Origin of the sequence: Pseudomonas sp. URMO17WK12:I9 (assembly GCF_900230165.1) — a bacterium.
In the GTDB taxonomy this organism is placed as follows: domain Bacteria; phylum Pseudomonadota; class Gammaproteobacteria; order Pseudomonadales; family Pseudomonadaceae; genus Aquipseudomonas; species Aquipseudomonas fulva.
The window spans coordinates 227,903-248,651 of sequence record NZ_OCMQ01000001.1 but is presented as its reverse complement, the minus strand read 5'-3'; the positions used below and the strand labels follow the sequence as shown (position 1 = coordinate 248,651).

General features: G+C 64.6%; 23 protein-coding genes, 1 pseudogene and 1 riboswitch. Of the genes and pseudogenes, 5 read left to right on the top strand and 19 right to left on the bottom strand.

All coding sequences use genetic code 11. From position 1 onward, the window contains the following. Nucleotides 1–43: 43 nt before the first annotated feature. From CRP40_RS22275 to cobO, 13 genes and pseudogenes are all read right to left on the bottom strand, one after another. A complete protein-coding gene (locus CRP40_RS22275; RefSeq protein WP_255212321.1) occupies nt 44–166 on the bottom strand; it encodes a hypothetical protein in 123 nt (40 codons plus the stop codon). Continuing rightward, nucleotides 163–1,365 carry an MFS transporter gene (locus CRP40_RS01110; protein ID WP_027913936.1) on the bottom strand — a complete coding sequence of 401 codons (1,203 nt, stop codon included), beginning with the start codon at nt 1,363–1,365 and terminating at the stop codon, nt 163–165. The genes CRP40_RS22275 and CRP40_RS01110 overlap by 4 nt, the downstream gene beginning before the upstream one ends. A 171-nt stretch (nt 1,366–1,536) precedes the next feature. Continuing rightward, a pseudogene (locus CRP40_RS01105) lies at nt 1,537–1,878 on the bottom strand (glycosyl hydrolase); the annotation flags it as partial. A gap of 22 nt (nt 1,879–1,900) precedes the next feature. Then, nucleotides 1,901–2,623, bottom strand: coding sequence for an adenosylcobinamide-GDP ribazoletransferase (locus tag CRP40_RS01100; RefSeq protein WP_027913934.1), 723 nt, complete (start codon nt 2,621–2,623; stop codon nt 1,901–1,903). Between the two features lies 1 nt (nt 2,624). Then, nucleotides 2,625–3,191 (bottom strand): alpha-ribazole phosphatase family protein, encoded by a 567-nt coding sequence (gene cobC, locus CRP40_RS01095; protein WP_027913933.1) that lies wholly within the window; start codon nt 3,189–3,191, stop codon nt 2,625–2,627. Further along, nucleotides 3,188–4,243: a nicotinate-nucleotide--dimethylbenzimidazole phosphoribosyltransferase gene (cobT, locus tag CRP40_RS01090; RefSeq protein ID WP_027913932.1), complete on the bottom strand. Its 1,056-nt coding sequence runs from the start codon at nt 4,241–4,243 to the stop codon at nt 3,188–3,190. The genes cobC and cobT overlap by 4 nt, the downstream gene beginning before the upstream one ends. Then, the gene (cobU, locus tag CRP40_RS01085) at nt 4,240–4,761 is read right to left on the bottom strand and encodes a bifunctional adenosylcobinamide kinase/adenosylcobinamide-phosphate guanylyltransferase (protein WP_027913931.1); all 522 of its coding nucleotides are present in this window, start codon (nt 4,759–4,761) and stop codon (nt 4,240–4,242) included. The genes cobT and cobU overlap by 4 nt, the downstream gene beginning before the upstream one ends. Nucleotide 4,762: 1 nt before the next feature. Beyond that, nucleotides 4,763–6,217, bottom strand: a complete 1,455-nt coding sequence (locus CRP40_RS01080; protein WP_027913930.1) for a cobyric acid synthase — start codon at nt 6,215–6,217, stop codon at nt 4,763–4,765. Next, entirely contained in the window at nt 6,214–7,206 is a 993-nt protein-coding gene (gene cobD, locus CRP40_RS01075; RefSeq protein WP_027913929.1) for a threonine-phosphate decarboxylase CobD, read from the bottom strand. Before cobD ends, CRP40_RS01080 begins: the two co-directional genes overlap by 4 nt. Beyond that, nucleotides 7,199–8,107: an adenosylcobinamide-phosphate synthase CbiB gene (gene cbiB, locus CRP40_RS01070; protein WP_027913928.1), complete on the bottom strand. Its 909-nt coding sequence runs from the start codon at nt 8,105–8,107 to the stop codon at nt 7,199–7,201. Before cbiB ends, cobD begins: the two co-directional genes overlap by 8 nt. Beyond that, a complete protein-coding gene (bluB, locus tag CRP40_RS01065; RefSeq protein ID WP_162492461.1) occupies nt 8,104–8,760 on the bottom strand; it encodes a 5,6-dimethylbenzimidazole synthase in 657 nt (218 codons plus the stop codon). Before bluB ends, cbiB begins: the two co-directional genes overlap by 4 nt. Continuing rightward, entirely contained in the window at nt 8,751–10,046 is a 1,296-nt protein-coding gene (locus CRP40_RS01060; protein WP_027913926.1) for a cobyrinate a,c-diamide synthase, read from the bottom strand. The genes bluB and CRP40_RS01060 overlap by 10 nt, the downstream gene beginning before the upstream one ends. Beyond that, nucleotides 10,043–10,654 carry a cob(I)yrinic acid a,c-diamide adenosyltransferase gene (gene cobO, locus CRP40_RS01055; protein WP_027913925.1) on the bottom strand — a complete coding sequence of 204 codons (612 nt, stop codon included), beginning with the start codon at nt 10,652–10,654 and terminating at the stop codon, nt 10,043–10,045. The genes CRP40_RS01060 and cobO overlap by 4 nt, the downstream gene beginning before the upstream one ends. A 119-nt stretch (nt 10,655–10,773) precedes the next feature. Continuing rightward, nucleotides 10,774–10,995: riboswitch (cobalamin riboswitch) on the bottom strand. A gap of 153 nt (nt 10,996–11,148) precedes the next feature. Between cobO and CRP40_RS01050 the strand changes: the two genes are divergently transcribed. Continuing rightward, nucleotides 11,149–12,465, top strand: coding sequence for a sorbosone dehydrogenase family protein (locus tag CRP40_RS01050; RefSeq protein WP_027913924.1), 1,317 nt, complete (start codon nt 11,149–11,151; stop codon nt 12,463–12,465). A gap of 6 nt (nt 12,466–12,471) precedes the next feature. On the opposite strand, the gene CRP40_RS01045 is transcribed toward CRP40_RS01050, so the two are convergent. From CRP40_RS01045 to CRP40_RS01025, 5 genes are all read right to left on the bottom strand, one after another. Beyond that, nucleotides 12,472–13,011: a C40 family peptidase gene (locus CRP40_RS01045; RefSeq protein ID WP_027913923.1), complete on the bottom strand. Its 540-nt coding sequence runs from the start codon at nt 13,009–13,011 to the stop codon at nt 12,472–12,474. 141 nt (nt 13,012–13,152) lie between these two features. After that, nucleotides 13,153–13,791: an NlpC/P60 family protein gene (locus CRP40_RS01040; RefSeq protein ID WP_027913922.1), complete on the bottom strand. Its 639-nt coding sequence runs from the start codon at nt 13,789–13,791 to the stop codon at nt 13,153–13,155. A 126-nt stretch (nt 13,792–13,917) separates the two neighbouring features. Further along, nucleotides 13,918–14,625, bottom strand: a complete 708-nt coding sequence (gene hda, locus CRP40_RS01035; protein WP_027913921.1) for a DnaA regulatory inactivator Hda — start codon at nt 14,623–14,625, stop codon at nt 13,918–13,920. Nucleotides 14,626–14,784: 159 nt separating this feature from the next. Then, entirely contained in the window at nt 14,785–15,888 is a 1,104-nt protein-coding gene (locus tag CRP40_RS01030) for an AI-2E family transporter (RefSeq protein WP_042139556.1), read from the bottom strand. A gap of 11 nt (nt 15,889–15,899) precedes the next feature. After that, nucleotides 15,900–16,967: a DUF2066 domain-containing protein gene (locus tag CRP40_RS01025; RefSeq protein ID WP_027913920.1), complete on the bottom strand. Its 1,068-nt coding sequence runs from the start codon at nt 16,965–16,967 to the stop codon at nt 15,900–15,902. A gap of 286 nt (nt 16,968–17,253) precedes the next feature. Here CRP40_RS01025 and purM point away from each other — a divergent pair, with 286 nt between their 5' ends. The 4 genes from purM to CRP40_RS01005 all read left to right on the top strand — a co-directional run bounded on the left by purM (nt 17,254) and on the right by CRP40_RS01005 (nt 20,082). Then, nucleotides 17,254–18,312, top strand: a complete 1,059-nt coding sequence (gene purM, locus CRP40_RS01020; protein ID WP_027913919.1) for a phosphoribosylformylglycinamidine cyclo-ligase — start codon at nt 17,254–17,256, stop codon at nt 18,310–18,312. Then, nucleotides 18,312–18,965 (top strand): phosphoribosylglycinamide formyltransferase, encoded by a 654-nt coding sequence (gene purN, locus CRP40_RS01015; RefSeq protein WP_027913918.1) that lies wholly within the window; start codon nt 18,312–18,314, stop codon nt 18,963–18,965. The genes purM and purN overlap by 1 nt, the downstream gene beginning before the upstream one ends. An 8-nt stretch (nt 18,966–18,973) precedes the next feature. After that, entirely contained in the window at nt 18,974–19,684 is a 711-nt protein-coding gene (locus tag CRP40_RS01010) for a DUF3108 domain-containing protein (protein WP_027913917.1), read from the top strand. 215 nt (nt 19,685–19,899) lie between these two features. Continuing rightward, the gene (locus CRP40_RS01005; protein ID WP_023534042.1) at nt 19,900–20,082 is read left to right on the top strand and encodes a hypothetical protein; all 183 of its coding nucleotides are present in this window, start codon (nt 19,900–19,902) and stop codon (nt 20,080–20,082) included. A gap of 122 nt (nt 20,083–20,204) precedes the next feature. Here CRP40_RS01005 and CRP40_RS01000 read toward each other — a convergent pair whose 3' ends face one another. Further along, on the bottom strand, nt 20,205–20,744 hold the full coding sequence (locus CRP40_RS01000) for a DUF2058 domain-containing protein (RefSeq protein WP_023534063.1): 540 nt from the start codon (nt 20,742–20,744) through the stop codon (nt 20,205–20,207). Nucleotides 20,745–20,749: the final 5 nt, after the last annotated feature.

The window sequence follows — 20,749 nt, the reverse complement described above, 5'->3', positions numbered from 1 at the left end:
ATCTCGCTCCTGCTCGATCAACCTTGAACTGGCAGCGTAGTGCCTAACAGGCGCCCATGCCCAATTGCATGAGCGCCATGCCGCCCTCGTGCCACCCCCACCAGACCAGCGTCAGCACCAAAAGCGCCGCCACCGCGAGGGCGATACGGATCAGTCCAGGGCTCATGCCGCTGTTGCCTGCAAGCGTGCCACAGGCCGTTCACGAACCGGCCAGTTGAGCGCCGCAGCCAAGACACTCAGCAGGATCGCGATCTGCCAGACCAGGTCATAACTGCCAGTACGGTCATACACCACGCCTCCCAGCCAACCGCCCAGAAACGCCCCAAGCTGGTGGAACAGGAAGACGATACCGCCAAGCATCGACAAGTTGCGCACGCCAAAGACCGTCGCGACGGTACCGTTGGTGAGCGGTACGGTGGACAGCCACAACAGGCCCATCGCAATACCGAACAGGTACGCGCTGAAGGCACTCACCGGCGCCCAGAGAAACAGCACGATGACGACTGCACGCAGCAGGTAGAGCCCGGTCAGCAACCGTGGCTTGGACAGGCGCCCGCCCAGCCAACCGGCCGTGAACGTGCCCACGATATTGAACAGGCCCACCAGGGCCAGCACGGTCGTGCCCGTGGTGGCTGGCAGATGCTGGTCTACCAGGTACGCCGGCAGGTGCACCCCGATGAACACCACCTGGAAGCCACACACGAAAAAACCTAGCGCCAGCAACCAGAAGTCGGCATGCCCACAGGCCTCACGCAGCGCCTCGCCCAGGGTCTGCTCGTTGCCGTACGCGGGCAAAGGCCGGTCGCGCAACAGGCCTACCAACGGCACGATGAAGGCGACCAGCAGGCCCAGTACCAGCAAGGCGGCCGACCAGCCCAGCCATTGGATCAGGCCGAGGGTGCCGGGCAGCATGGCGAACTGACCGAACGAACCGGCGGCACTGGCAATGCCCATGGCCATGCTGCGCTTTTCAGGCGGCACGGCCCGGCCGACGACGCCCAGGATGACCGAAAAGGACGTACCCGACAGGCCGATGCCGATCAACAGACCCGCGCTCAGTGACAACGACCAGGCAGAATCGGCCATCCCCATCATCGCCAGGCCCACCGCATACAGCACGCCGCCCACCATGACCACCCGCGATGCGCCAAGACGATCGGCCAACGCCCCGGCGAACGGCTGGGCCAGGCCCCAGATCAGGTTCTGCAAGGCGATGGCGAAGGCAAAGACCCCTCGACCCCAGCCGAAATCGGCGCTCATCGGCGCCAGGAACAGGCCAAAGCCGTGCCTGACGCCCAGTGACAGCGCGAGGATCAGCGCCGCCCCAGCCAACACCCATCCACTGGTTCGCCATACAGACGTCATTGTTATTGTCTCCAGCCCATCGCAAGGTCGTCAGGTGCTGCCGCTGATAAAACCTGATATTCCAGGGACGGTGACCGCCCTGTACGTCGAGTTATCAAGGAAGCATTTGGTTACAGCATGAACGCTGGAGCCGACTGACAGCAAGCAGGACATCAGCAGACGTCGCCATTGGTCTATGGCCAGTCGTTTGCGTATCGGTTCGAACGCCGGCGTCGCCTGCCGTGGCAGCGGGTCGGGCAACCCCTGGTCGATCGCCTGCCAGTAACGCCAGGGCACTTTGGCGGTACCCAATTCGTAATCCATCCCGTCCCAGCTGTCTTCGCGGAAACTGTAGAACGCCCAGTGCACGCGGTGCTGATCGAGCACGCCCAGTACGTCCTCCAGGTACTGCCGGCAGCCGGACTCGCCCACCACCAGGCGCGAACGGGGCACGTTCGTGGCTTCGGCCCTGTTCAGCGGGGCCTGCAGGTACTGCGCCACGCGCTGGCCGTCCCCTTGCTGAGGCTGGCCGGAAGACCGCGCTGCCGCGATTTGCTCAGCGGATCACGACAAGGCCCAGCAGGACGGTGAGCTCAAGCAGTTCCAGCAGTGCACCTGCGGTGTCGCCCGTGGTGCCGCCCAGACGATTGCACATCACCCTGCGCAATGCCACGAACACGACCGCCGTCAGCACCATTGCCCAGCCGGTCAAAGCCAGGCCCAGGCCAGCACAGGTCAACAGTACCCATCCCGCTGCGCGGCGGGGCATGTGATCGGCCAGTGCCTGGCCTAACCCGCCAGGGCGCACATAGGGAGTACACAGGAACAACCCCAGCATCGCTGCTCGACCAATGACCGGTGCAAGCATCAGTTGCAGGCCAGCCCCCTGCTCGATCAGTGCCCACAAGGCGCAGAACTTGAGCAGCAGCACCAAAACCAGCGTCACCACCGCTGCCGGCCCGCTGCGCGGGTCCTTCATGATCTGCAGCGTGCGTTCACGATCACCAAACCCGCCTAGCCAGGCATCTGCGCTGTCTGCCAGGCCGTCCAAGTGCAGCGCGCCACTGAGCAGCACCCAGAGGGTCAATAGCAAGGCAGCATGCAGCGCCGCCGGAACGCCTTCGAGCCAGTGGCTGGCCAGCCACAGCACCAGACCGAACAGCAGCCCGACCAAGGGGTAGTACAACAACGAGCGGCCCACTTGGCGTGGCGTTGGCATGCCAGGCAAGGTGACAGGCAGGCTGCTTAGAAACTGCAGGGCAATCCAGAATGGCTGCATGCTAACCCTCCTCAACCAGCTGGCCATCCTCGCCGACTTGCAAGCGCACCCGTGCGCCATGGCCGACTTCCACCTGCAACAGCTGCGCCCTGGGCAGGCCCCGGGCGCGGGCCAGCAGCAGGCGCATGACACCCCCATGGGTGACCAGCAGTACACGCTTGCCGGCATGCTGGCGGTACAACCCCTCGATGGCTGTCAGGACGCGCTGCGCAAACGCCTGGACCGGCTCGCCATTGGGCGGCGTATAGCCATAGGGGTCAGCCCAGAACTGCCCAAGCGCCTGTGCGTCGTGTTCCATGATCTGCAACGCCGTACGCCCTTCCCAATCGCCGAAATGCAGCTCTTGCAATGCAGGCTCGCGCTGCACGGGCAGGCCCAGCCTGGCGCCCAATTCATCGGCGAATCGGCCACAGCGCTGCAACGGCGAACTGACCAATGCCTGCCAAGGCCCTGCGTCGGCCACGGCAGCGCGCATTTGGGCCCAGCCCTTTTCGGTCAGGGCGTCATCGAGGCTGCCACGCAGGCCACCTTGCTCGGTTTCCCCGTGGCGCAGCAGGTCGAGCCTCATGCCGGGCGGTCCTCCACGGCAGCCTCGGCAAAGGTCGCCATCTGCGCGTGTAGCGCGCAGGCCAGCCGCAGCAAGGGCACGGCCAGCGCGGCACCGCTGCCCTCACCCAGGCGCAGCCCCAGGGCCAACAGAGGCTCGGCCTGCAAGGCGCTCAGCACCGCCTGGTGACCAGGCTCCGCACCTTGGTGGGCGAACAACAGCCAAGCGCGGCACTGCGGGTTGAGGCGCACGGCCACCAAGGCCGCCACGGTGCAGATGAACCCGTCCACCAGCACCGCCACACCCGCCTGGGCGCATGCGAGATAAGCGCCGACCAGCGCCGCCAGCTCGAAGCCCCCCACACAGCCCAGCGCACGCAGCGGCTCATCGGCCGCCAGGCGGTGCAAGGCCAGGGCTCGCTCGATGACGTACGCCTTGTGCTGCACGCCGGCGCTGTCCAACCCGGTGCCTGGCCCGCTCAATGTGGCTGGCGGACAGGCGAGCAGTACGCTGGCCAGCGCCGCCGCTGCGGTAGTGTTACCGATGCCCATTTCGCCGCCGATGAACAGCTGTGCACCGTGGGCCGCCGCCCGCAGCGCGCTGTCACGACCTGCCTGCAGGGCGGCTTGCAGTTGTGCCTCGCTCAGGGCGGGCTGTTGGGCAAAATTAGCCGTACCGGGGCCAAGGTGCATGTGGCGAACGCCCGGCAATGCGAGCGTCGGGTCGACAGTGCCGAGGTCGACCACCTCCAGGGTGGCGTGCAGTTGGCGCGCCAGTACGCTGATGGCTGCACCCCCACCGACGAAATTGCGCAACATCTGGCCTGTCACGGCCTGAGGGTACGCCGAAACGCCCTCCTCGACCACGCCGTGGTCGCCCGCGAACAGGCTGATGGCGACGTGCTCCAGCGACGGCCGTTCGCAGCCCTGCAGGCCTGCCAACTGAATGGCGAGCGCTTCGAGCTGGCCGAGCGAACCGGCAGGCTTGGTCAATTGTTGCTGCCGCTCGCGTGCTGCGGCCATGGCCGCCTCGTCAAGGGGCTGGCAGGGCATCTGCCACCAGACAGGGTTCATGATGCAGGTCCTTTGAGCGTGAGTGGGAGGCCGGCGACCGTGAGGATCACCTGCTGGCAGCGTTCGGCCACCGCCTGATGCACGACACCGGCCAAATCGACGTAACGTCGCGTCAGCTCGCCCATGGGCACCACGCCCAGGCCGGTCTCGTTACTGACCAGGATGATGTGGCCGGGCAGGTGCTCAAGGCAGCCCAACAAGGCATCACGCTCCTCGGCCAGCCGGCGCGGGTCGTCCAGCATGAGCAGGTTGGTCAGCCATAGCGTCAGGCAGTCCACCAGCAGGCAGCGGTCAACGGCCGCTTCGGCCTTCAGTACGGCGGCCAGGGCCAAGGGTTCTTCGATCAACCCCCACTCCACTGGCCGGCGCTGGCGGTGCAGCTGCACCCGCTCATCGAGTTCGCCATCCAGCGGTTGACTGGTGGCGATATAGGTCACGGGCAGGCCGCAGGCGGCTGCCCGCTGCTCGGCCAGGCGGCTCTTGCCAGACCGGGCTCCGCCGATCACGAACGTACGCACGTCAAGGTACTCCACACAATTGGCGCAGGCGCTGGGTGTCCAGGTGCTTGTCCACTAGGTCAGCCAGGCGTTCGATGTCGCGCTCGCGCAACGCCTCGTAGTCGATCAGTTGCACGTCTTCAAGCCCAGCCCAGCGCAGCAGGGCCGCGCAGGAGGCGCTGCCCTCGAACAACCCGTGCAGGTAAGTGGCCAACACCTGGCCGTCCGTGCTGATGGCACCCTCGCAGCGACCGTCGGCCAGGCGTATAGCTGGTTGCGCCAGCGCAGGGCCAGTGGTGACACCGGCATGGATCTCGTAACCGGTCACAGGCGATGCATCCAGGTGCAAGGTCCCGGCGACGTTGCGCAACTGCTTGTCGGCTTCCAGCACCGTGGCGTAGTCCAGCAGGCCGAGCCCGGGGCTGGAGCCTGCAGCGCCTTCCAGGCCCAGCGGATCGTGCACCTCGCGCCCAAGCATCTGCAGGCCGCCGCAGATACCGATCACCTTGCCGCCATAACGCAGATGGCGTTCGATGGCCTTGTCCCAGCCGCGCGCACGCAGTTGCGCCAGGTCGCCACGGACACTCTTGGAGCCTGGCAGGATGATCAGGTCCGCTGGCGGCACCGGTTGACCGGGGCCGATGAACTGCAGGTCGACCTGCGGGTGCAGGCGCAGCGGGTCGAAGTCGGTGTGGTTGCTGATACGTGGCAGCACAGGCACGATCACCTTGAGCACACGCTGCTGCTTTTCGCCCTGGCGCCGGTCGATGCCGTCCTCGGCTTCAAGGTGCAGGTCGGTGACGTACGGCAGCACGCCGAGCACGGGTTTGCCGGTGCGCTGCTCCAGCCAGTCGAGCCCGGGTTGCAACAGGGCGATGTCGCCCCTGAAGCGGTTGATGACGAACCCTTTGACGCGCGCCTGCTCGCTGGGCGACAGCAGTTCGAGGGTACCGACCAGGTGGGCGAACACACCCCCGCGGTTGATGTCGGCGACCAGAATCACCGGGCAGTCCACAGCCTCGGCAAACCCCATGTTGGCAATGTCGCCAGCCCGCAGGTTGATCTCGGCCGGCGACCCTGCGCCCTCCACCATGACCACCGGCCAGCCCTGGCTCAGGCGCTGGTGCGAGGCCAGCACGGCCTGCATGGCGATGGCCTTGTAATCATGGTAGGCAACCGCGTTCATGCTGGTCACCGCACGGCCATGGATGATCACCTGGGCGCCGGTGTCGCTGTTGGGTTTGAGCAGCACCGGGTTCATGTCGGTGTGCGGCGCCAGGCGACAGGCTTGGGCCTGCACCGCCTGGGCCCGGCCGATCTCGCCGCCGTCGGCGGTCACGGCGCTGTTGAGGGCCATGTTCTGCGGCTTGAACGGCACCACGCCGATGCCCTGGCGCAGCAGCCAGCGGCACAGGGCAGTCACCAGGGTGCTCTTGCCGGCGTCGGAGGTGGTGCCTTGCACCATCAGGGTCGTCATGTAAGGTCCTTGCGGTAGGCACTGAGGGCTTGGGCCAATCGTCGTTCGTCCGCCTGGCTGGGCGGTAACCCGAAACGCAGGGCCGCCGGCTGCTCGAACAGGCGCACCAGCACCCCGTGTCGTGCGAGGTGATCGTGCAACCGGGCGGCATGCTCGCACCGCACGTACTGGAACAGGTCACAGCCGCCGGCGGGCGCCAGCCCTGCATGGGACAGCAAAGCCGCCAGGCGTTCGCTGGCGCCTGCACAGCGCTGGCGCTGCAGCTGCTGCGTGGCCAGGTCGGTCAGGCTGGCCTGGGCCAGCACCCGGCTGGGGCCGTTGATGGTCCACGGGCCGAGCAATTCGGCCAGGCGCTGCAGCACGCTGTGCTCTGCGGCCACGAAGCCCAGGCGCACACCGGCCAGGCCGAAGAACTTGCCGAACGAGCGCAGCACTATCAAACCCGGGCATTCGGCACGTTTGATCACAGTGTTTGCGGGGCTGTTGTCCATGAAGGCTTCATCGACCACCAGCCAGCCGCCGCGTGCTGCCAGGCGCTGATGCCACCCCAGCAGTGTGGGCGCAGGCACGACGCGGCCGGTGGGGTTGTTCGGATTGACCAAGACCAGCACGTCGAGGTTGTCGATCGCGTCGTCGACCTGGTGCTCATCCAGCTCAAGCAACGTGTGCCCAGTCCGCTGCCAGGCATAGGGGTGCTCGGCATAACAGGGTGTCAGCACTCCGACTCGGCTCGGGCTGCGTAACAGGGGCAGGGCCTGGATGGCAGCCTGTGAGCCCGCCACGGGCAGCAATCGCGTGGCGCCGTAGTAGCTGCACGCCGCCTGCTCAAGACCATCGTCTGTTTCCGGCAGGCGTGCCCAGGCTTCGATAGGGATCGGCGGTATCGGGAAGGACCAGGGTGCAATGCCACTGGACAGGTCCAGCCACTGCTCGCGCGCGATGCCATATTGCCGAACCGCACGCAGCAGCCGGCCTCCATGTTCAAGCATTCAAGTAAGCTCCCAGACACAACACCAACAGCCACAGCCATACCCCACGCTGCACCAGTGTCCAGCCGCCCTCGATGGCATCGGGGCTGGCCGCAGGGCCGTCGCCCAGGCGCGGGCGGTCGTGCAGTTGGCCGTGGTACACCGCCGGCCCGCCCAACTCGACACCCAGTGCCCCTGCCCCGGCCGCCATGACCGGGCCAGCATTGGGGCTGTCCCATAGCGGCCCCTGGCGGCGCCAGCAGGCCAGCGCCAGGCGGGTTTTGCCCAGCACTGCGTAGGTGAGTGCGACCAGGCGCGCCGGCACATAGTTAAGTACGTCATCGATACGCGCCGCGCACCAGCCGAAGCGCTCGAAGCGTTCGTTTCGATAGCCCCACATGGCATCGAGGGTGTTGCTCAGTCGATAAAGCACCACCCCTGGCGCCCCGGCCACGGCAAACCAGAACAAGGCGGCGAACACGGCATCGCTGCCGTTTTCCAGCACCGACTCGGTGGCCGCCCGCGCCACCGCCGTCTCGTCCAGCTCACGGGTTTCACGGCTGACCAGATACCCCACTCGCCGCCGTGCTTCTTCCAGATCGCCCTGGCGCAAGGCCGTGGCCACCGGCAGCACATGTTCGCCCAGGCTACGCAGCCCCAGGGCGCAGTACAGCGCCAGCACATCGACCAGCCAGCCGATCACCGGCAGCCAGGAGAGCATGAGGGCCAGCAAGGTCAGCGGCACCACGGCCAGGAACCAGGCGCTCACGCCATGACTGCGCCAACCGCGCCCGCCGGCATTGAAGCGCCGCTCCAGGCTGCTGGCCATGTTGCCGAAAGCAACCAGCGGGTGGCGCCGCCGCGGCTCACCGAGCAACGCATCCAGGGCCACACCGGCCACGCTCAGCAACGCCACGCTCATGCGCCTTCTCCCCACCGGTTTTCAAACAGCATCTCGTGCAACGGTCGTTCTTCGGCCCAGCTCTGCATGACCAGCATGGGCGCAGGATAGAATGCCGCCACCGGCCCCAGGCACAGCACGGCCACGGGTTTGGCGCCGCTGGGCATGCCAAGCAACGCTGCCAGCGCCTGGGGATCGAACAGCGATACCCAGCCCATGCCCAGCCCTTCGGCACGGGCGGCCAGCCACAGGTTCTGGATCGCGCAGGCGAGCGAGGCCAGGTCCATTTCAGGCAGGGTGCGGCGCCCGAAAATGTGAGGCTCACGGTTGTCCATCAAGGCGGCGACCCACAGTTCGGCGCAATCGTTGATGCCCTCTACCTTGAGCTTCATGAATTCGTCCGAGCGCTCGCCCAGCGCTTGTGCAGTCAACGCCCGTTCGGCCTCCACCAGGGCCTGAATGCGCCCACGCAGGGCCCGCTCGGTGATGCGGATGAACCGCCATGGCTGCATCAAGCCCACGCTCGGTGCCTGGTGGGCTGCGCTGAGTAACCGTGTCATGACCTGCGGCGCCACCTCCCCTTGAGCGAAATGGCGCATGTCGCGCCGCTCGCCGATGGCGCGATAGACCGCGGCACGCTCCTGGTCGCTGAACGCATGCTCGTTCATGGGCAGAGCAGCGCTGCGACTGCCTCCGGGTTGGAGGGGAAGTAGAAGTGCACGTAGGACGCGGTCAGGCGGCCCAGGCGATAGACCGCTTCGTTGCCGCGCCCACCGTTGGGGCTCAACCCACGTGCCAGCGGCTCGAGCGCGGTGCTGGTCAAGGAGTGGTGGTAGGTATGGCCGCGCAGTATGCCCTCGGGCAGTTCGACCGCCTGCAGAGCCAGGGCCGCCAGGCGCTTTTGCATGGTCGCCTCCCCCGGCAGCAACCCAAGCAACTCGACCCTGTCCCCGGCCACGTCGGTCAGCGCGTCGAGCAGATACAGCATGCCGCCGCATTCGGCGAGCAACGGCTTGCCCTGGGCATGATGGGCGCGGATGGCCTGGCACATCGAGGTGTTGCGCGCCAGGGCATGATGGTGCAGCTCGGGGTAACCGCCGGGCAGGTACAGGCTGTCCACTGGGGGCAATTCGACGTCATGCAGGGGGGAGAAGAACTGCACCTGTGCGCCTAGACGGCGCAACAGGTCCAGGTTAGCGCCATAGAGGAAGGCAAAGGCTTCGTCGCGGGCCACACCGATACGTACGCCCGCCAAGGTGGCCTGGGCGGGTAACGGATCGGCCGGTTCGAAGGTGACCGCCGGTGGCAAGGCGGCATCGCAACTGGCGCCCAATGCCTGGGCGGCAGCGTCCAGGCGTGCGTCCAGGTCGTTCAACTCGCTGGCCTGCACCAACCCCAGGTGACGGCTGGGCAGTTCGATGCCGCGCTCGCGGGACAAGCCGCCATACCAACGCAGGCCCTCGGTGAGGCTGCCTTCGAGCAGTTGCGCATGACGCAGGCTGCCCACCCGGTTGGCCAGCACCCCGGCGAACGGCAGATCCGGCTGATAACGCGCCAGGCCCAGGGCCAGCGCGCCAAAGGTCTGGGCCATGGCCGTACCGTCGATAACCGCCAGCACCGGCACGCCGAAGTGACGTGCCAGGTCGGCGCTCGAAGGGGTGCCGTCGAACAGCCCCATCACCCCTTCGATGAGGATCAGGTCGGCTTCACCTGCCGCCTCCCAGAGCAGCCGGCGGCTTTCCTCGGCACCGATCATCCACAGGTCCAACTGGCAGACGGGGGCATCGCTGGCGCGTTCGAGAATCATGGGGTCGAGAAAGTCAGGCCCGCATTTGAACACCCGCACCTTGCGGCCCAGATTGCGGTGCAGGCGCGCCAGCGCGGCAGTGACCGTGGTCTTGCCTTGGCCAGAAGCCGGCGCGGCAATCAGGACGGCGGGGCAATGGCGGGCCTGGCTCACAGCTCGACGCCCTTCTGGGCACGGATACCGGCCTGGAAGGCGTGCTTGAGCATGCCCATTTCGGTCACGGTGTCGGCCAGCTCGACCATTTCCGGCTTGGCCGCGCGACCGGTGACGATGACGTGCTGCATGGGGGGGCGAGCCTGGATGTCCGATAGCACCTGGTCCAGATCAAGGTAGCCGTGCTTGAGCGCAATGTTGAGCTCGTCGAGCACCACGAACTGCACCGCAGGATCCTGCAGCAGTTGCCTGGAGACGGCCCATGCCGCTTCTGCCGCCGCAATGTCACGCTGGCGGTCCTGAGTTTCCCATGTGAAACCCTCGCCCATCACGTGATAGCGCACCTGTTCGGGAAAGCGCCTGAAGAACAGCTCTTCGCCGGTACTGTTGCGGCCCTTGATGAACTGCACCACCCCGCACTGCATGCCGTGGCCCAGGGCCCGGGCCAGCATGCCGAAGGCCGAGCTGCTCTTGCCTTTGCCATTGCCGGTGAGCACCAGCAGCAGGCCGCATTCGTTGGGGGAATTGGCAATGCGTTCGTCGATGACCGCTTTCTTGCGCTGCATCCGTGCCAGATGGCGTTCGTCGCGCTCGGTGGCGTCGCTCATGGGAGGTTCTCCGCTGGCTGACACCACGATCGAGCGCCGTGTCAGGGAATGGGCAGGCAAACGGAGCGCGCGCAGGGGCATTGGCCAAGGCCAGTGGTCACCGCGCATCACCCTCCGTGATGCCGTTGGCAGTATCAGGCCGGTCTCCGGGCTCGTGAGCGGGCCGCTGGCCCTGACCTGCGCGCCTTCCCGGGTATGGTCACCCAGTGGCCCTGCGCGGCCGTCACTCACTTACCGTTGCGGGGGCAGCGCCGGAATCGCACCCTGTGGGCACTCACCGACTTCCCAGTTTCACCCTGGCCAGACGTTGCTGGCGGGGCACCTGAAACACGCGCGAAGGTTAGAGGGTTGCACCCGGAGCGTCAATCGACGCGGCTCGCCTGGCGGCGCAGGAGGGATGGCCGAGCCACCCGCGTCAGCCCCGCCGCCTGTGCGACTGAACCCGCCGCGTTCCACAGCCTCTGAATCAATAGAACCTGCCGAGGACGTCGACCATGAACCGCGTGGCACTGCCTGTTGCACTTCTTGTAAGCCTGGGCTTGGGTGGCTGCGGCGAAACGGCGCGCCTGACAGTGGCCGACGGCACCGGCCCTGCGCCGCAGTTGCCCTCCCCCGCCAAGACCCTGCTCCCCACCGTGAACATCGCGCCAGCCGTCGGCTGGCCCGCCGGGCGCATGCCTCAGGCTGCACCCGGGTTACAGGTGTCGCGCTTTGCCGGTGACCTCGACCATCCGCGCTGGCTGTACGTGCTACCCAATGGCGACGTGCTGGTGGCAGAAACCAACGCACCTGCCAAGCCTGAAGACGCCAGGGGTATCCGCGGATGGGCCATGAAGCGGGTCATGGCACGCGCGGGGGCTGCCGTGCCCAGCCCTGATCGCATTACCCTGTTGCGCGACGCTGACCAGGATGGCGTTGCGGAAATCCGCCATACCTTTGCCGACGGGCTGAACTCGCCCTTTGGGATGGCGCTGGTGGGCAATGATTTTTACATAGCCGATACGGACAAGCTGCTGCGTTTTCACTACCAGCCCGGGGCACGCCAGGTAACCGGCCCGGCAGAAGTAGTTACCCTGCTGCCAGCCGGCCCGTTGAATCACCACTGGACCAAGAATGTCATCGCAAGCCCTGATGGGCAGCGCCTCTACGTCACCGTGGGCTCAAACAGCAACGTGGGTGAAAACGGACTCGACCAGGAGCAGGGTCGCGCCGCAATCTGGGAGATCGACCCCAGCACCGGCAAGCACCGCCTGTTCGCCACCGGCCTGCGCAACCCTAACGGGCTCGCCTGGGAGCCTAACAGTGGCGCACTGTGGACGGCGGTCAACGAGCGTGACGAAATCGGCAGCGATCTGGTACCGGACTACATCACCTCGGTACACGCGGGTGGATTCTATGGGTGGCCCTACAGCTACTACGGCCAGCACGTGGATGAGCGCGTGCAGCCCCAGGACCCCGCCAAGGTCGCCCGAGCACAGGTACCCGACTATGCCGTTGGACCGCATACTGCTTCACTGGGATTGGCCTTCGCCGGGCCGGATGTGCTACCTGCTCGTTTTGGAGCAGGCGCATTGATTGGCCAGCATGGGTCCTGGAACCGCAAGCCCCACAGCGGCTACAAGGTGATATTCGTACCCTTCGACGCCTCAGGCAAACCGTCGGGCCGGCCCATGGACGTGCTCGACGGTTTTCTGGATGAAGGCGGCCAAGCCATGGGCCGCCCGGTGGGGGTTGCCCTGGAGGGTCGCGGGGCCGTGCTGGTCGCGGACGATGTGGGCAATGCCATCTGGCGCGTCAGCAAAGCTCGGTAACCCGTCTCAGGGGTTCTGTGCCAGGTGCCCCTGAGGGATGACCCGCTTGGCCTGCAGGTAGGCCTTGGCCCAGTAGCTGTTGGACAAATAGTCCAAACGCACCGTACCGCCAGTGCGAGGCGCATGCACGAAGCGCCCGTCCCCTACATAAATGCCGGCATGGCTCACCTGCGAGCCGCCACTGGTCGCGAAAAACACCAGATCACCCGACTGCAAGGATTTCACATCCACGGTAGGCGCACGCATGCCGATCATCTCGCGCGTGGAGCGCGGCAGGCTGATGCCGGCGGCATCGCGGTAGACGTACTTGATCAGACCACTGCAGTCGAAACCTGAATCGGGCGTATTGCCGCCCCAGCGGTAGGGCGTGCCAACCAGACCAATGGCGCGAATCAGTACGTCATCGGCAGTGGGCGAGAAGCTGGGTTGGCTGTAGGTAACCTGGGGCTGCACAACCCGCACAGGGGCAGGCGCCTGAGGTTGGCTGGAGCAGGCCGCCAATAAGGCTGCCAGGGAAATGAAAGCGAAGCGCGCCATCGTTGTCATGGCCAAAACATCCTGTATGGGAACGCTGGGCCGCAGCGGGATAGAGTTGAGAAATTAGATTAGACGCTTTCTGTAAATACGCACGGCGTCGAGCTTTTTTGCAAAGCAGCGACGCCGTGGTTAGGACACATCAGATTGCCATTAGTTGCGCGCGATATGCGTCGGCGCCATGGCCAAGGCACGTTTGGCCTCGAGGAAGGTCTTGCTCCAGTAACGGTCACCGAGGCTATCGATGCGCACGCCCCCGCTACGACGGCTGCTGGAGTGAATGAACTGGTTGTCGCCCAGGTAGATGCCAGCATGACTGACACGACCACGGCCGTTGGTGCTGAAGAACAGCAGATCGCCAGGCTTGAGTTTGTTGCGTGCCACCTTCGGCGCATCGACGTTGATCATCTCGCGGGTAGAGCGCGGCAAGGTCATGCCTGCCTCTTCGCGGAACAGGTAGCCGATGAAGCCGCTGCAATCGAAGCCGGACTGCTCCGAGGTACCACCGAAGCGATAGCGGGTGCCGATCAACGACATGCCGCGCTCCAGAATGCTGTCGGCCAGCACTGGCAGCTGATAGGGCTTGCTGCTGGAGAAGACCTCCAGTTCATCGTCAGTAGCCACTTCCTGGGGTTCGCCAAACACTGACGAAGACGAGGCCTTGGCCTTGATCGCCGGCTGTACGGCGACCGGGGTGTGATCCTGGGGCTGGGATACCGGGCCTTGGGCCGCGCAGCCAAAAAGCAGGGTCACGAGTGCGAGTGGCACGAGGGGTGCGAAGCGCTTGAGCATGGGCACAACCGTGTCTGTAATCCTTTAGTGGGGTGGAACTATGCCCACTATAAGTTCCATTTGCAAATTTTATCGAAAAAGATGTGACTTTTCCGTGGGATGGCTCTGGCCCCGTGTTTTCAGGGGTCACCAGCCCAGGGTTTCCTTGAGGAAAGGAATGGTGAGTTTGCGCTGGGCTTGCAGAGATGCCTGATCGAGCCGTTCCAGCAGATCGAACAGCGCACTCATGCTGCGCGCGCCGCGGGTAAGGATGAAGTGACCCACTTCGTCGGTCAGGTGCAGGCCGCGCCTGGATGCCCGCAATTGCAAGGCACGTAGCTTGTCTTCGTCGGACAGCCCGCGCATCTGGAACACCAGGGCAAGGGTGAGGCGGGATTTCAGGTCAGGCAGCTTCACCGGCAATTCCCGCGGGGAAGCGGATGCTGCCAGCAGCAGCCGACGGCCACTGTCGCGCAAGCGATTGAACAGGTGGAACATGGCCTCCTCCCAGTCCGGCTTGCCGGCGATGACGTGCAGGTCATCGATGCACACCAGTTCGTACTGGGCCAGGTAGTCTAGAAGACCGGTACCGCGTTCGAGCAGCTGCGCCAAGGGCAGGTAGACGGCAGGCTCGCCCCGTTGCTGGAAGCGATGGGTGGCTGCTTGCAGCAGATGCGTGCGGCCCACGCCTTGTTTGCCCCACAGGTAGATGAGGCTCTCGGTCCAGCCGGCGTCGGCTTCGCAAAGCCGCTCGACATACCCCAACGCAGCGGCATTGGCGCCCGGATAGTAGTTGATGAAGGTGGCGTCGTCGCGCAGGCGCACACCCAGGGGCAACTGGATCGGTGGTTTCATGCTCGCGGGCGGTCGACAGGACCGCAGGGGGCCTTTTGTGGACAATCTTCAAAGTCTATACCTGCCAAGCGGGGTGCACAATGACGCCGCTGCAGAGTCCAAGCAAAATCAATGGGTTGCACTCTCCCAGCGCCAACCCGAGACTCACCTGCCGCCCTGTCACGGCTGATCGGGTGCGGGGGGATCGAGGGGGACTGGGACTGGAGCATCCCCTGCATACATGTCCGACTCCTTGTACAAGCCGTGCACGTGGCGCAGCAGCACCATGATGACCGCCGCCACCGGCAACGCGAGCAGCACGCCCGTGAAACCGAACAGCTCACCGCCGGCCAGGATGGCGAAGATCACCGCCACAGGGTGCAAACCGATCCGGTCGCCTACCAGTAGCGGTGTCAGCACCATGCCCTCGAGTGCCTGACCGACCATGAAGACCGCAACGATGCCGAGCATGGGATACAGATCGCCACCGAACTGAAACAGTCCTGCCACCAGCGCCGCGCCGATGCCAATGATGAAGCCCATGTAGGGGACGATGGCCGCCAGACCGGCCAGCATGCCGATCAACAACCCCAGTTCAAGCCCGACCAGCATCAAGCCTGCCGAGTAGATGATGCCCAACGCGACCATCACCAGCAGTTGCCCACGCACGAACGCACCCAGCACCTCGTGGCACTCGCTGGCCAGCTCGACGACTTTCGGCTCGCTCTGCCGCGGCAACAAGCTGCGCAACTTGGCCATCATCAAGTCCCAGTCACGCAACAGGTAGAACCCCACCACGGGGATCAGCACCATGTTGGCCACCCAGGCCATCAACGCCAGGCTGGAGGCCGTTGCCTGGGACAAGAGCATGCTGACGATATCGGTGGTCTGCCCCATGTGAGCGCCGATGGCCGCCTTGATCTTGTCGAATTTCCAGAACCCGTCGGCAAGGCCCAGGCGCCCCTGCACCCAAGGCAAGGCGACGTGTTCGAGCCAGTCAAGCACTTGCGGCGCCAGCGCATACAGGCGCACCAACTGCTTGGCCAGCATGGGGATGAGCACGAGCAACAGTGCAAGCATCAGCAACGTGAACAGCCCGAACACCACCACTACGCCCCAGGTCCGTGACAACCCCAGGCGCTCCAGGCGATCGACCAGCGGGTCGGCCAGATACGCCAGCAGAATGCCGACCAGAAAAGGTGTGAGAATGTTGTGCAGGCTATAAAGCAGGGCGATGACGATCAATGCCACGCCCAGCCAGATCCAACGACGCATGTCAGTCATGAACGACCCTCTTACCAACCAAAGCGCAAGCCATCGAACGTTTCGGCACCAGCCGCAGGCGACACTGGTGGCTCGTCTGGGGACGTACCCACTGGCCCAGGGGTCACCTGCGGCGCAGGTATCTGCTCGGCCGGGACTTCCCTGAGCTTGGCCAATGCCAGCTGAGCCCGTAGTTGTTCGCGGCTGGCGGTGACCGAATAGGTCAGCACGTCGCCGTCGACCCGCTTCAACTGCGCGCCGTAGGACTCCAGAACCCGGGCCAGCTCAGCGTAGCGCGGCAGGTTCATGCCCTGGACCTGCATCTGCACTTGGCCACCGGCCCCGGGTCGCGTCACGTAACGCGGTGCCAGCCGCGTACTCACCGCAAGCATCACGGCGTCGGCAAGCGCTGCCGGGTCCGCTCCTTCGGCGCTGCCCTGCTCGCGCTCACCGCCCAGCCACAATTGCCATTTACCTTGCCATTTGCCGTCGACCTGCTGGGCGTGCACAGCCAGCAGAGCATCGGCGCCGTAGCGCTGGGAGACTTCACGCAGCGGCCCCGGGTCCTTGGCGTCGATATGCTTGGCATCGGCCACCAATTGCTCTTGCAGATCGGCCAGAGGCAGGCGCAGCGGCAAGCCCCGGTGACGGGCCGCGCGCCGCAATGGCTGGGCGCTGGGCTGGCCGTCCCCTACCAAGCTGGTGCCGTCAACGCTCTCGACGAGCCACCAACCCAGAATCGACGGGCGATTGCTGCCCCACAGACTAAGGCCCGCCTTGCGCAGGGCACGTTCGGTGCTACCGGGGTCGAACTCGACCCGCACGGTTTCGGGCGGGCCAGCGTCGCTGCCCACCTGGTTGACGATCGGTTGCGGGTCCTTGCGCAGTGCGGCCAGCGCCGGGCTCTGCACGGCCTTGGAGTCGCCGGTCAGGCGCAGCACCAAGGTGTCGAAGGCCTGGCTGGTCGCCGCCGCACGCGCCTCGGCGCCCTGCCCGGCCACTGGCTCGCGTACCTGATAGAGGCCGGAGACGTTTTCGGCCTGGGCCGCGCCTGCGACCAACGCCAGACATCCCATGACCCAAGTAGTGAAGAAGCGCATCGTTGTGTCCTTGTGATCTGGAACGGCGAGTTTCAAGCTTCAGCGCTCACACCTCAAGCGGCAGGGTTAAAGGTAGCACCGGCAAGGCCAGGCTTCTGGCGATCTTGCAGGGGCAAGGGCCCTAAATTCACCTGCCCGTCGGCCGGAGGATGGCCGCTGCCCGGCAACCCTGATAAAATCGCGCGCCTTCACAGACCACTGATGTCACGGTTAGCCGCTGCATGGCTGCCGGCCCTTGCCGTCAGGGTCGTTTTTACGAATCCCTCCCTCCTAAAGGCCTGGATCAATGAGCAAGCAACCCTCCCTGAGCTACAAGGACGCCGGTGTAGACATCGACGCCGGCGAAGCACTGGTCGAACGCATCAAGGGCGTGGCAAAACGCACCGCACGCCCTGAAGTCATGGGTGGCCTGGGCGGCTTCGGCGCCCTTTGCGAGATCCCGGCCGGCTACAAGCAGCCGGTGCTGGTCTCCGGCACCGACGGCGTGGGCACCAAGCTGCGCCTGGCGCTGAACCTGAACAAGCACGACAGCATCGGCCAGGATCTGGTCGCCATGTGCGTGAACGACCTGGTAGTTTGCGGCGCCGAACCGCTGTTCTTCCTGGATTACTACGCCACTGGCAAGCTGAACGTGGACGTGGCGGCTACCGTGGTCACCGGTATCGGCGCAGGTTGCGAACTGGCGGGGTGCTCGCTGGTCGGCGGCGAAACCGCCGAGATGCCGGGCATGTACGAAGGTGAGGACTACGACCTGGCGGGCTTCTGCGTAGGTGTAGTGGAAAAGGCCGAGATCATCGACGGCTCGCGCGTGGCCACCGGTGATGCGCTCATCGCTCTGCCATCCTCGGGCCCGCACTCCAACGGTTACTCGTTGATCCGCAAGATCCTCGAAGTCTCGGGCACCGACGTCGAAAGCACCCAGCTCGACGGCCAGCCACTGACCGACCTGCTGATGGCGCCAACGCGCATCTACGTCAAGCCGCTGCTGCAACTGATCAAGAACACTGGCGCAGTCAAGGCCATGGCCCACATCACCGGTGGCGGCCTGCTGGACAACATCCCGCGCGTATTGCCGGCCAATGCCCAGGCGGTCATCGACGTGGCCAGCTGGCAGCGCCCAGCCGTCTTCGATTTCCTGCAGGAAAAGGGCAACGTCGACGAGCATGAAATGCACCGCGTACTCAACTGCGGCGTGGGCATGGTGATCTGCGTAGGCCAGGACCAGGTCGAAACTGCCCTGAGCGAACTGCGCAACGCCGGCGAACAGCCTTGGGTCATCGGCCATATCACCGAGGCCGCAGAGGGCGCTGCTCAGGTCGAGTTGCAGAACCTCAAGGCACACTGATGCCGAGCAAGCCCTGCAATGTCGTGGTACTGCTGTCGGGTTCCGGCAGCAACCTGCAAGCGCTGATCGACAGCAGCGCCATCCCGGACAGCGCCGTGCGCATCGGCGCGGTCATCTCCAACCGCGCCGATGCCTACGGCCTGCAGCGCGCAGCCGCTGCCGGTATCGAAACCGCAGTACTCGACCATACCGAATTCGAAGGCCGCGAAGCCTTCGATGCGGCCCTGGTGGCGTGTATCGATGGGTTCGCCCCGGACCTGGTGGTGCTGGCGGGTTTCATGCGTATCCTCAGTGGCGGCTTCGTGCGCCACTACCAGGGTCGCCTGCTCAACATCCATCCTTCGCTGCTGCCTCGCTACAAAGGGTTGCACACCCATCGACGCGCCCTGGAAGCAGGGGATGCCGAGCATGGGTGCAGTGTCCATTTCGTCACCGAGGAACTCGATGGGGGCCCGTTGGTCGTACAGGCTGTCGTGCCGGTGGCACCCGATGACACGGTCCAAAGCCTGGCTCAGCGGGTTCACGCACAGGAACACGTCATCTACCCAATGGCTGTTCACTGGTTCGCCAACGGCCGCTTGCGTCTTGGCGAACAAGGTGCATTACTGGATGGCCAGCCCCTGTCGGCCAGCGGTCATTTGATTCGATCCTAGGAGATACTATGCGTCGCGCCATGCTCTTGGCTCTTGCCGTGCTTGCCCTGCCCCTCCAGGCAGCAGACCTGAAGCCGTTCTCGGCCAGCTACACCGCCGACTGGAAGCAACTGCCCATGAGCGGCACCGCCGAACGTAGCCTGGTCAAGAATGCCGATGGCACTTGGGACCTGAACTTCAAGGCGTCAATGATGATCGCCAGCCTGACCGAGCAAAGCTCGTTGCGCCTGGAAAACGATACCTTGCTGCCGCAGCGTTACCACTTCGAGCGCGGCGGTCTTGGCAAGGCCAAGAAGGTCGACTTGAACTTCGATTGGGCTGCCAAGAAAGTGACCGGTAGCGATCGTGGCGATGCCATCACCCTGCCGCTCAACCGTGGGGTGCTCGACAAGTCGTCCTATCAACTGGCGCTGCAGCACGATGTCGCCGCAGGCAAGAAGAGCATGACTTATCAGGTGGTCGATGGTGACGAGATCGATACCTATGACTTCCGCGTGCTGGGCACCGAAAAAGTCACCACCAAGACCGGCCAGGTGGATGCCGTCAAGGTCGAACGTGTGCGTGATCCAAGCCAGAGCAAGCGCATCACCGAGCTATGGTTTGCCAAGAACTGGGACTACCTGCTGGTGCAATTGCGCCAAGTGGAAACCGATGGCAAGGAATACGTGATCGTCCTGCAGGACGGCACGGTCGATGGCAAGTCGGTCAAAGGTAACTAATGTTCGAGGTTGTCGGCGTTTAGCCGTAATCAACGCAAAGCCCCGCCCTGTGCGGGGCTTTTCTTTGGCCGGGCATAAGGCAGTCGCGCCAGGGCATGCCATGGCTACATGAAACTTGTTTCATGACCGTTTTATTTACTTAGGCTGCTAACAAACTCTATAAATAAGGCGTGCGACAGACTGTCGCACCCAACCCGAAAAAGTGGAGTTTAACGATGACAGTTCAAGTGACCGAACGCGACGAATCGAAAATGTCCCACGAAGGCCTGGCCGCAGGCGTGCGGATCTGGGATGTGCACCAGCAGGGCCAGTTGGTCGGGATGTTCCACAACGAGCACGAGGCGCAACAGTACCGTGTCGAACTGGAAGACCTGGAAAAGCAGCGCACGACGCAGTGACAGCGATCTTCAGAAAAACCATGACGTGAATAGTCGTCGTGGTGCCAGGGGCCGCCTCGCGGCCCAGCGCACACAATGCGGCCCTGCCTAACAGATTCACGATCAGACAGGGCCTTGCAGCGTTACCACATCAGATCGTCAGGGATCTTGTACGCCGCATACGGATCGTCGTCATCGGCTTCCTCGACATGGGTATTGAGCAGTAATACCCGGCCCGGGTCGCGTTCCTGAATCTTGACGGCAGCCTCGCGGGGAATGACCTCATAGCCGCCCCCGTAGGACACCACCGCCAGCGCACCATTGCTCAACTTGCTGCGCATCAGGGCGTTGACCGCGATACGTTTGACCTTTTTGTCGTCGACGAAGTTGTAGTAATCCTCGGTCGTGAGCTTGGGCAGGCGGGTCGCTTCGATCAGTTGCTTGATCTGCGCGGCGCGTGCCTTCTTTTCAGCTTTTTCCTGCTGTTCACGGTTGAGCGCCTGATCACGCTTGGCCTTTTCAGCCATGGCTTCCTTGGCCAGCCGCTGCTGGGTATCGTCCACGTCGACCTGGCCTTTGTGCTCCAGGCGCTTCTGTTTCTTTTCAGCCTTGTTGGCCTGAGAAACCTGTTTCTGGTTGACCAGCCCGGCTTTGAGCAATTGGTCGCGAAGGGAAAGGCTCATGAATG

Coding starts and splice junctions, on each gene's coding strand:
- CRP40_RS22275 (WP_255212321.1), bottom strand. CDS start 166: ATGAGCCCTGGACTGATCCGTATCGCCCTCGCGGTGGCGGCGCTTTTG.
- CRP40_RS01110 (WP_027913936.1), bottom strand. CDS start 1,365: ATGACGTCTGTATGGCGAACCAGTGGATGGGTGTTGGCTGGGGCGGCG.
- CRP40_RS01100 (WP_027913934.1), bottom strand. CDS start 2,623: ATGCAGCCATTCTGGATTGCCCTGCAGTTTCTAAGCAGCCTGCCTGTC.
- cobC (WP_027913933.1), bottom strand. CDS start 3,191: ATGAGGCTCGACCTGCTGCGCCACGGGGAAACCGAGCAAGGTGGCCTG.
- cobT (WP_027913932.1), bottom strand. CDS start 4,243: ATGAACCCTGTCTGGTGGCAGATGCCCTGCCAGCCCCTTGACGAGGCG.
- CRP40_RS01080 (WP_027913930.1), bottom strand. CDS start 6,217: ATGACGACCCTGATGGTGCAAGGCACCACCTCCGACGCCGGCAAGAGC.
- cobD (WP_027913929.1), bottom strand. CDS start 7,206: ATGCTTGAACATGGAGGCCGGCTGCTGCGTGCGGTTCGGCAATATGGC.
- cbiB (WP_027913928.1), bottom strand. CDS start 8,107: ATGAGCGTGGCGTTGCTGAGCGTGGCCGGTGTGGCCCTGGATGCGTTG.
- cobO (WP_027913925.1), bottom strand. CDS start 10,654: ATGAGCGACGCCACCGAGCGCGACGAACGCCATCTGGCACGGATGCAG.
- CRP40_RS01050 (WP_027913924.1), top strand. CDS start 11,149: ATGAACCGCGTGGCACTGCCTGTTGCACTTCTTGTAAGCCTGGGCTTG.
- CRP40_RS01045 (WP_027913923.1), bottom strand. CDS start 13,011: ATGACAACGATGGCGCGCTTCGCTTTCATTTCCCTGGCAGCCTTATTG.
- CRP40_RS01040 (WP_027913922.1), bottom strand. CDS start 13,791: ATGCTCAAGCGCTTCGCACCCCTCGTGCCACTCGCACTCGTGACCCTG.
- hda (WP_027913921.1), bottom strand. CDS start 14,625: ATGAAACCACCGATCCAGTTGCCCCTGGGTGTGCGCCTGCGCGACGAC.
- CRP40_RS01030 (WP_042139556.1), bottom strand. CDS start 15,888: ATGACTGACATGCGTCGTTGGATCTGGCTGGGCGTGGCATTGATCGTC.
- CRP40_RS01025 (WP_027913920.1), bottom strand. CDS start 16,967: ATGCGCTTCTTCACTACTTGGGTCATGGGATGTCTGGCGTTGGTCGCA.
- purM (WP_027913919.1), top strand. CDS start 17,254: ATGAGCAAGCAACCCTCCCTGAGCTACAAGGACGCCGGTGTAGACATC.
- purN (WP_027913918.1), top strand. CDS start 18,312: ATGCCGAGCAAGCCCTGCAATGTCGTGGTACTGCTGTCGGGTTCCGGC.
- CRP40_RS01010 (WP_027913917.1), top strand. CDS start 18,974: ATGCGTCGCGCCATGCTCTTGGCTCTTGCCGTGCTTGCCCTGCCCCTC.
- CRP40_RS01005 (WP_023534042.1), top strand. CDS start 19,900: ATGACAGTTCAAGTGACCGAACGCGACGAATCGAAAATGTCCCACGAA.
- CRP40_RS01000 (WP_023534063.1), bottom strand. CDS start 20,744: ATGAGCCTTTCCCTTCGCGACCAATTGCTCAAAGCCGGGCTGGTCAAC.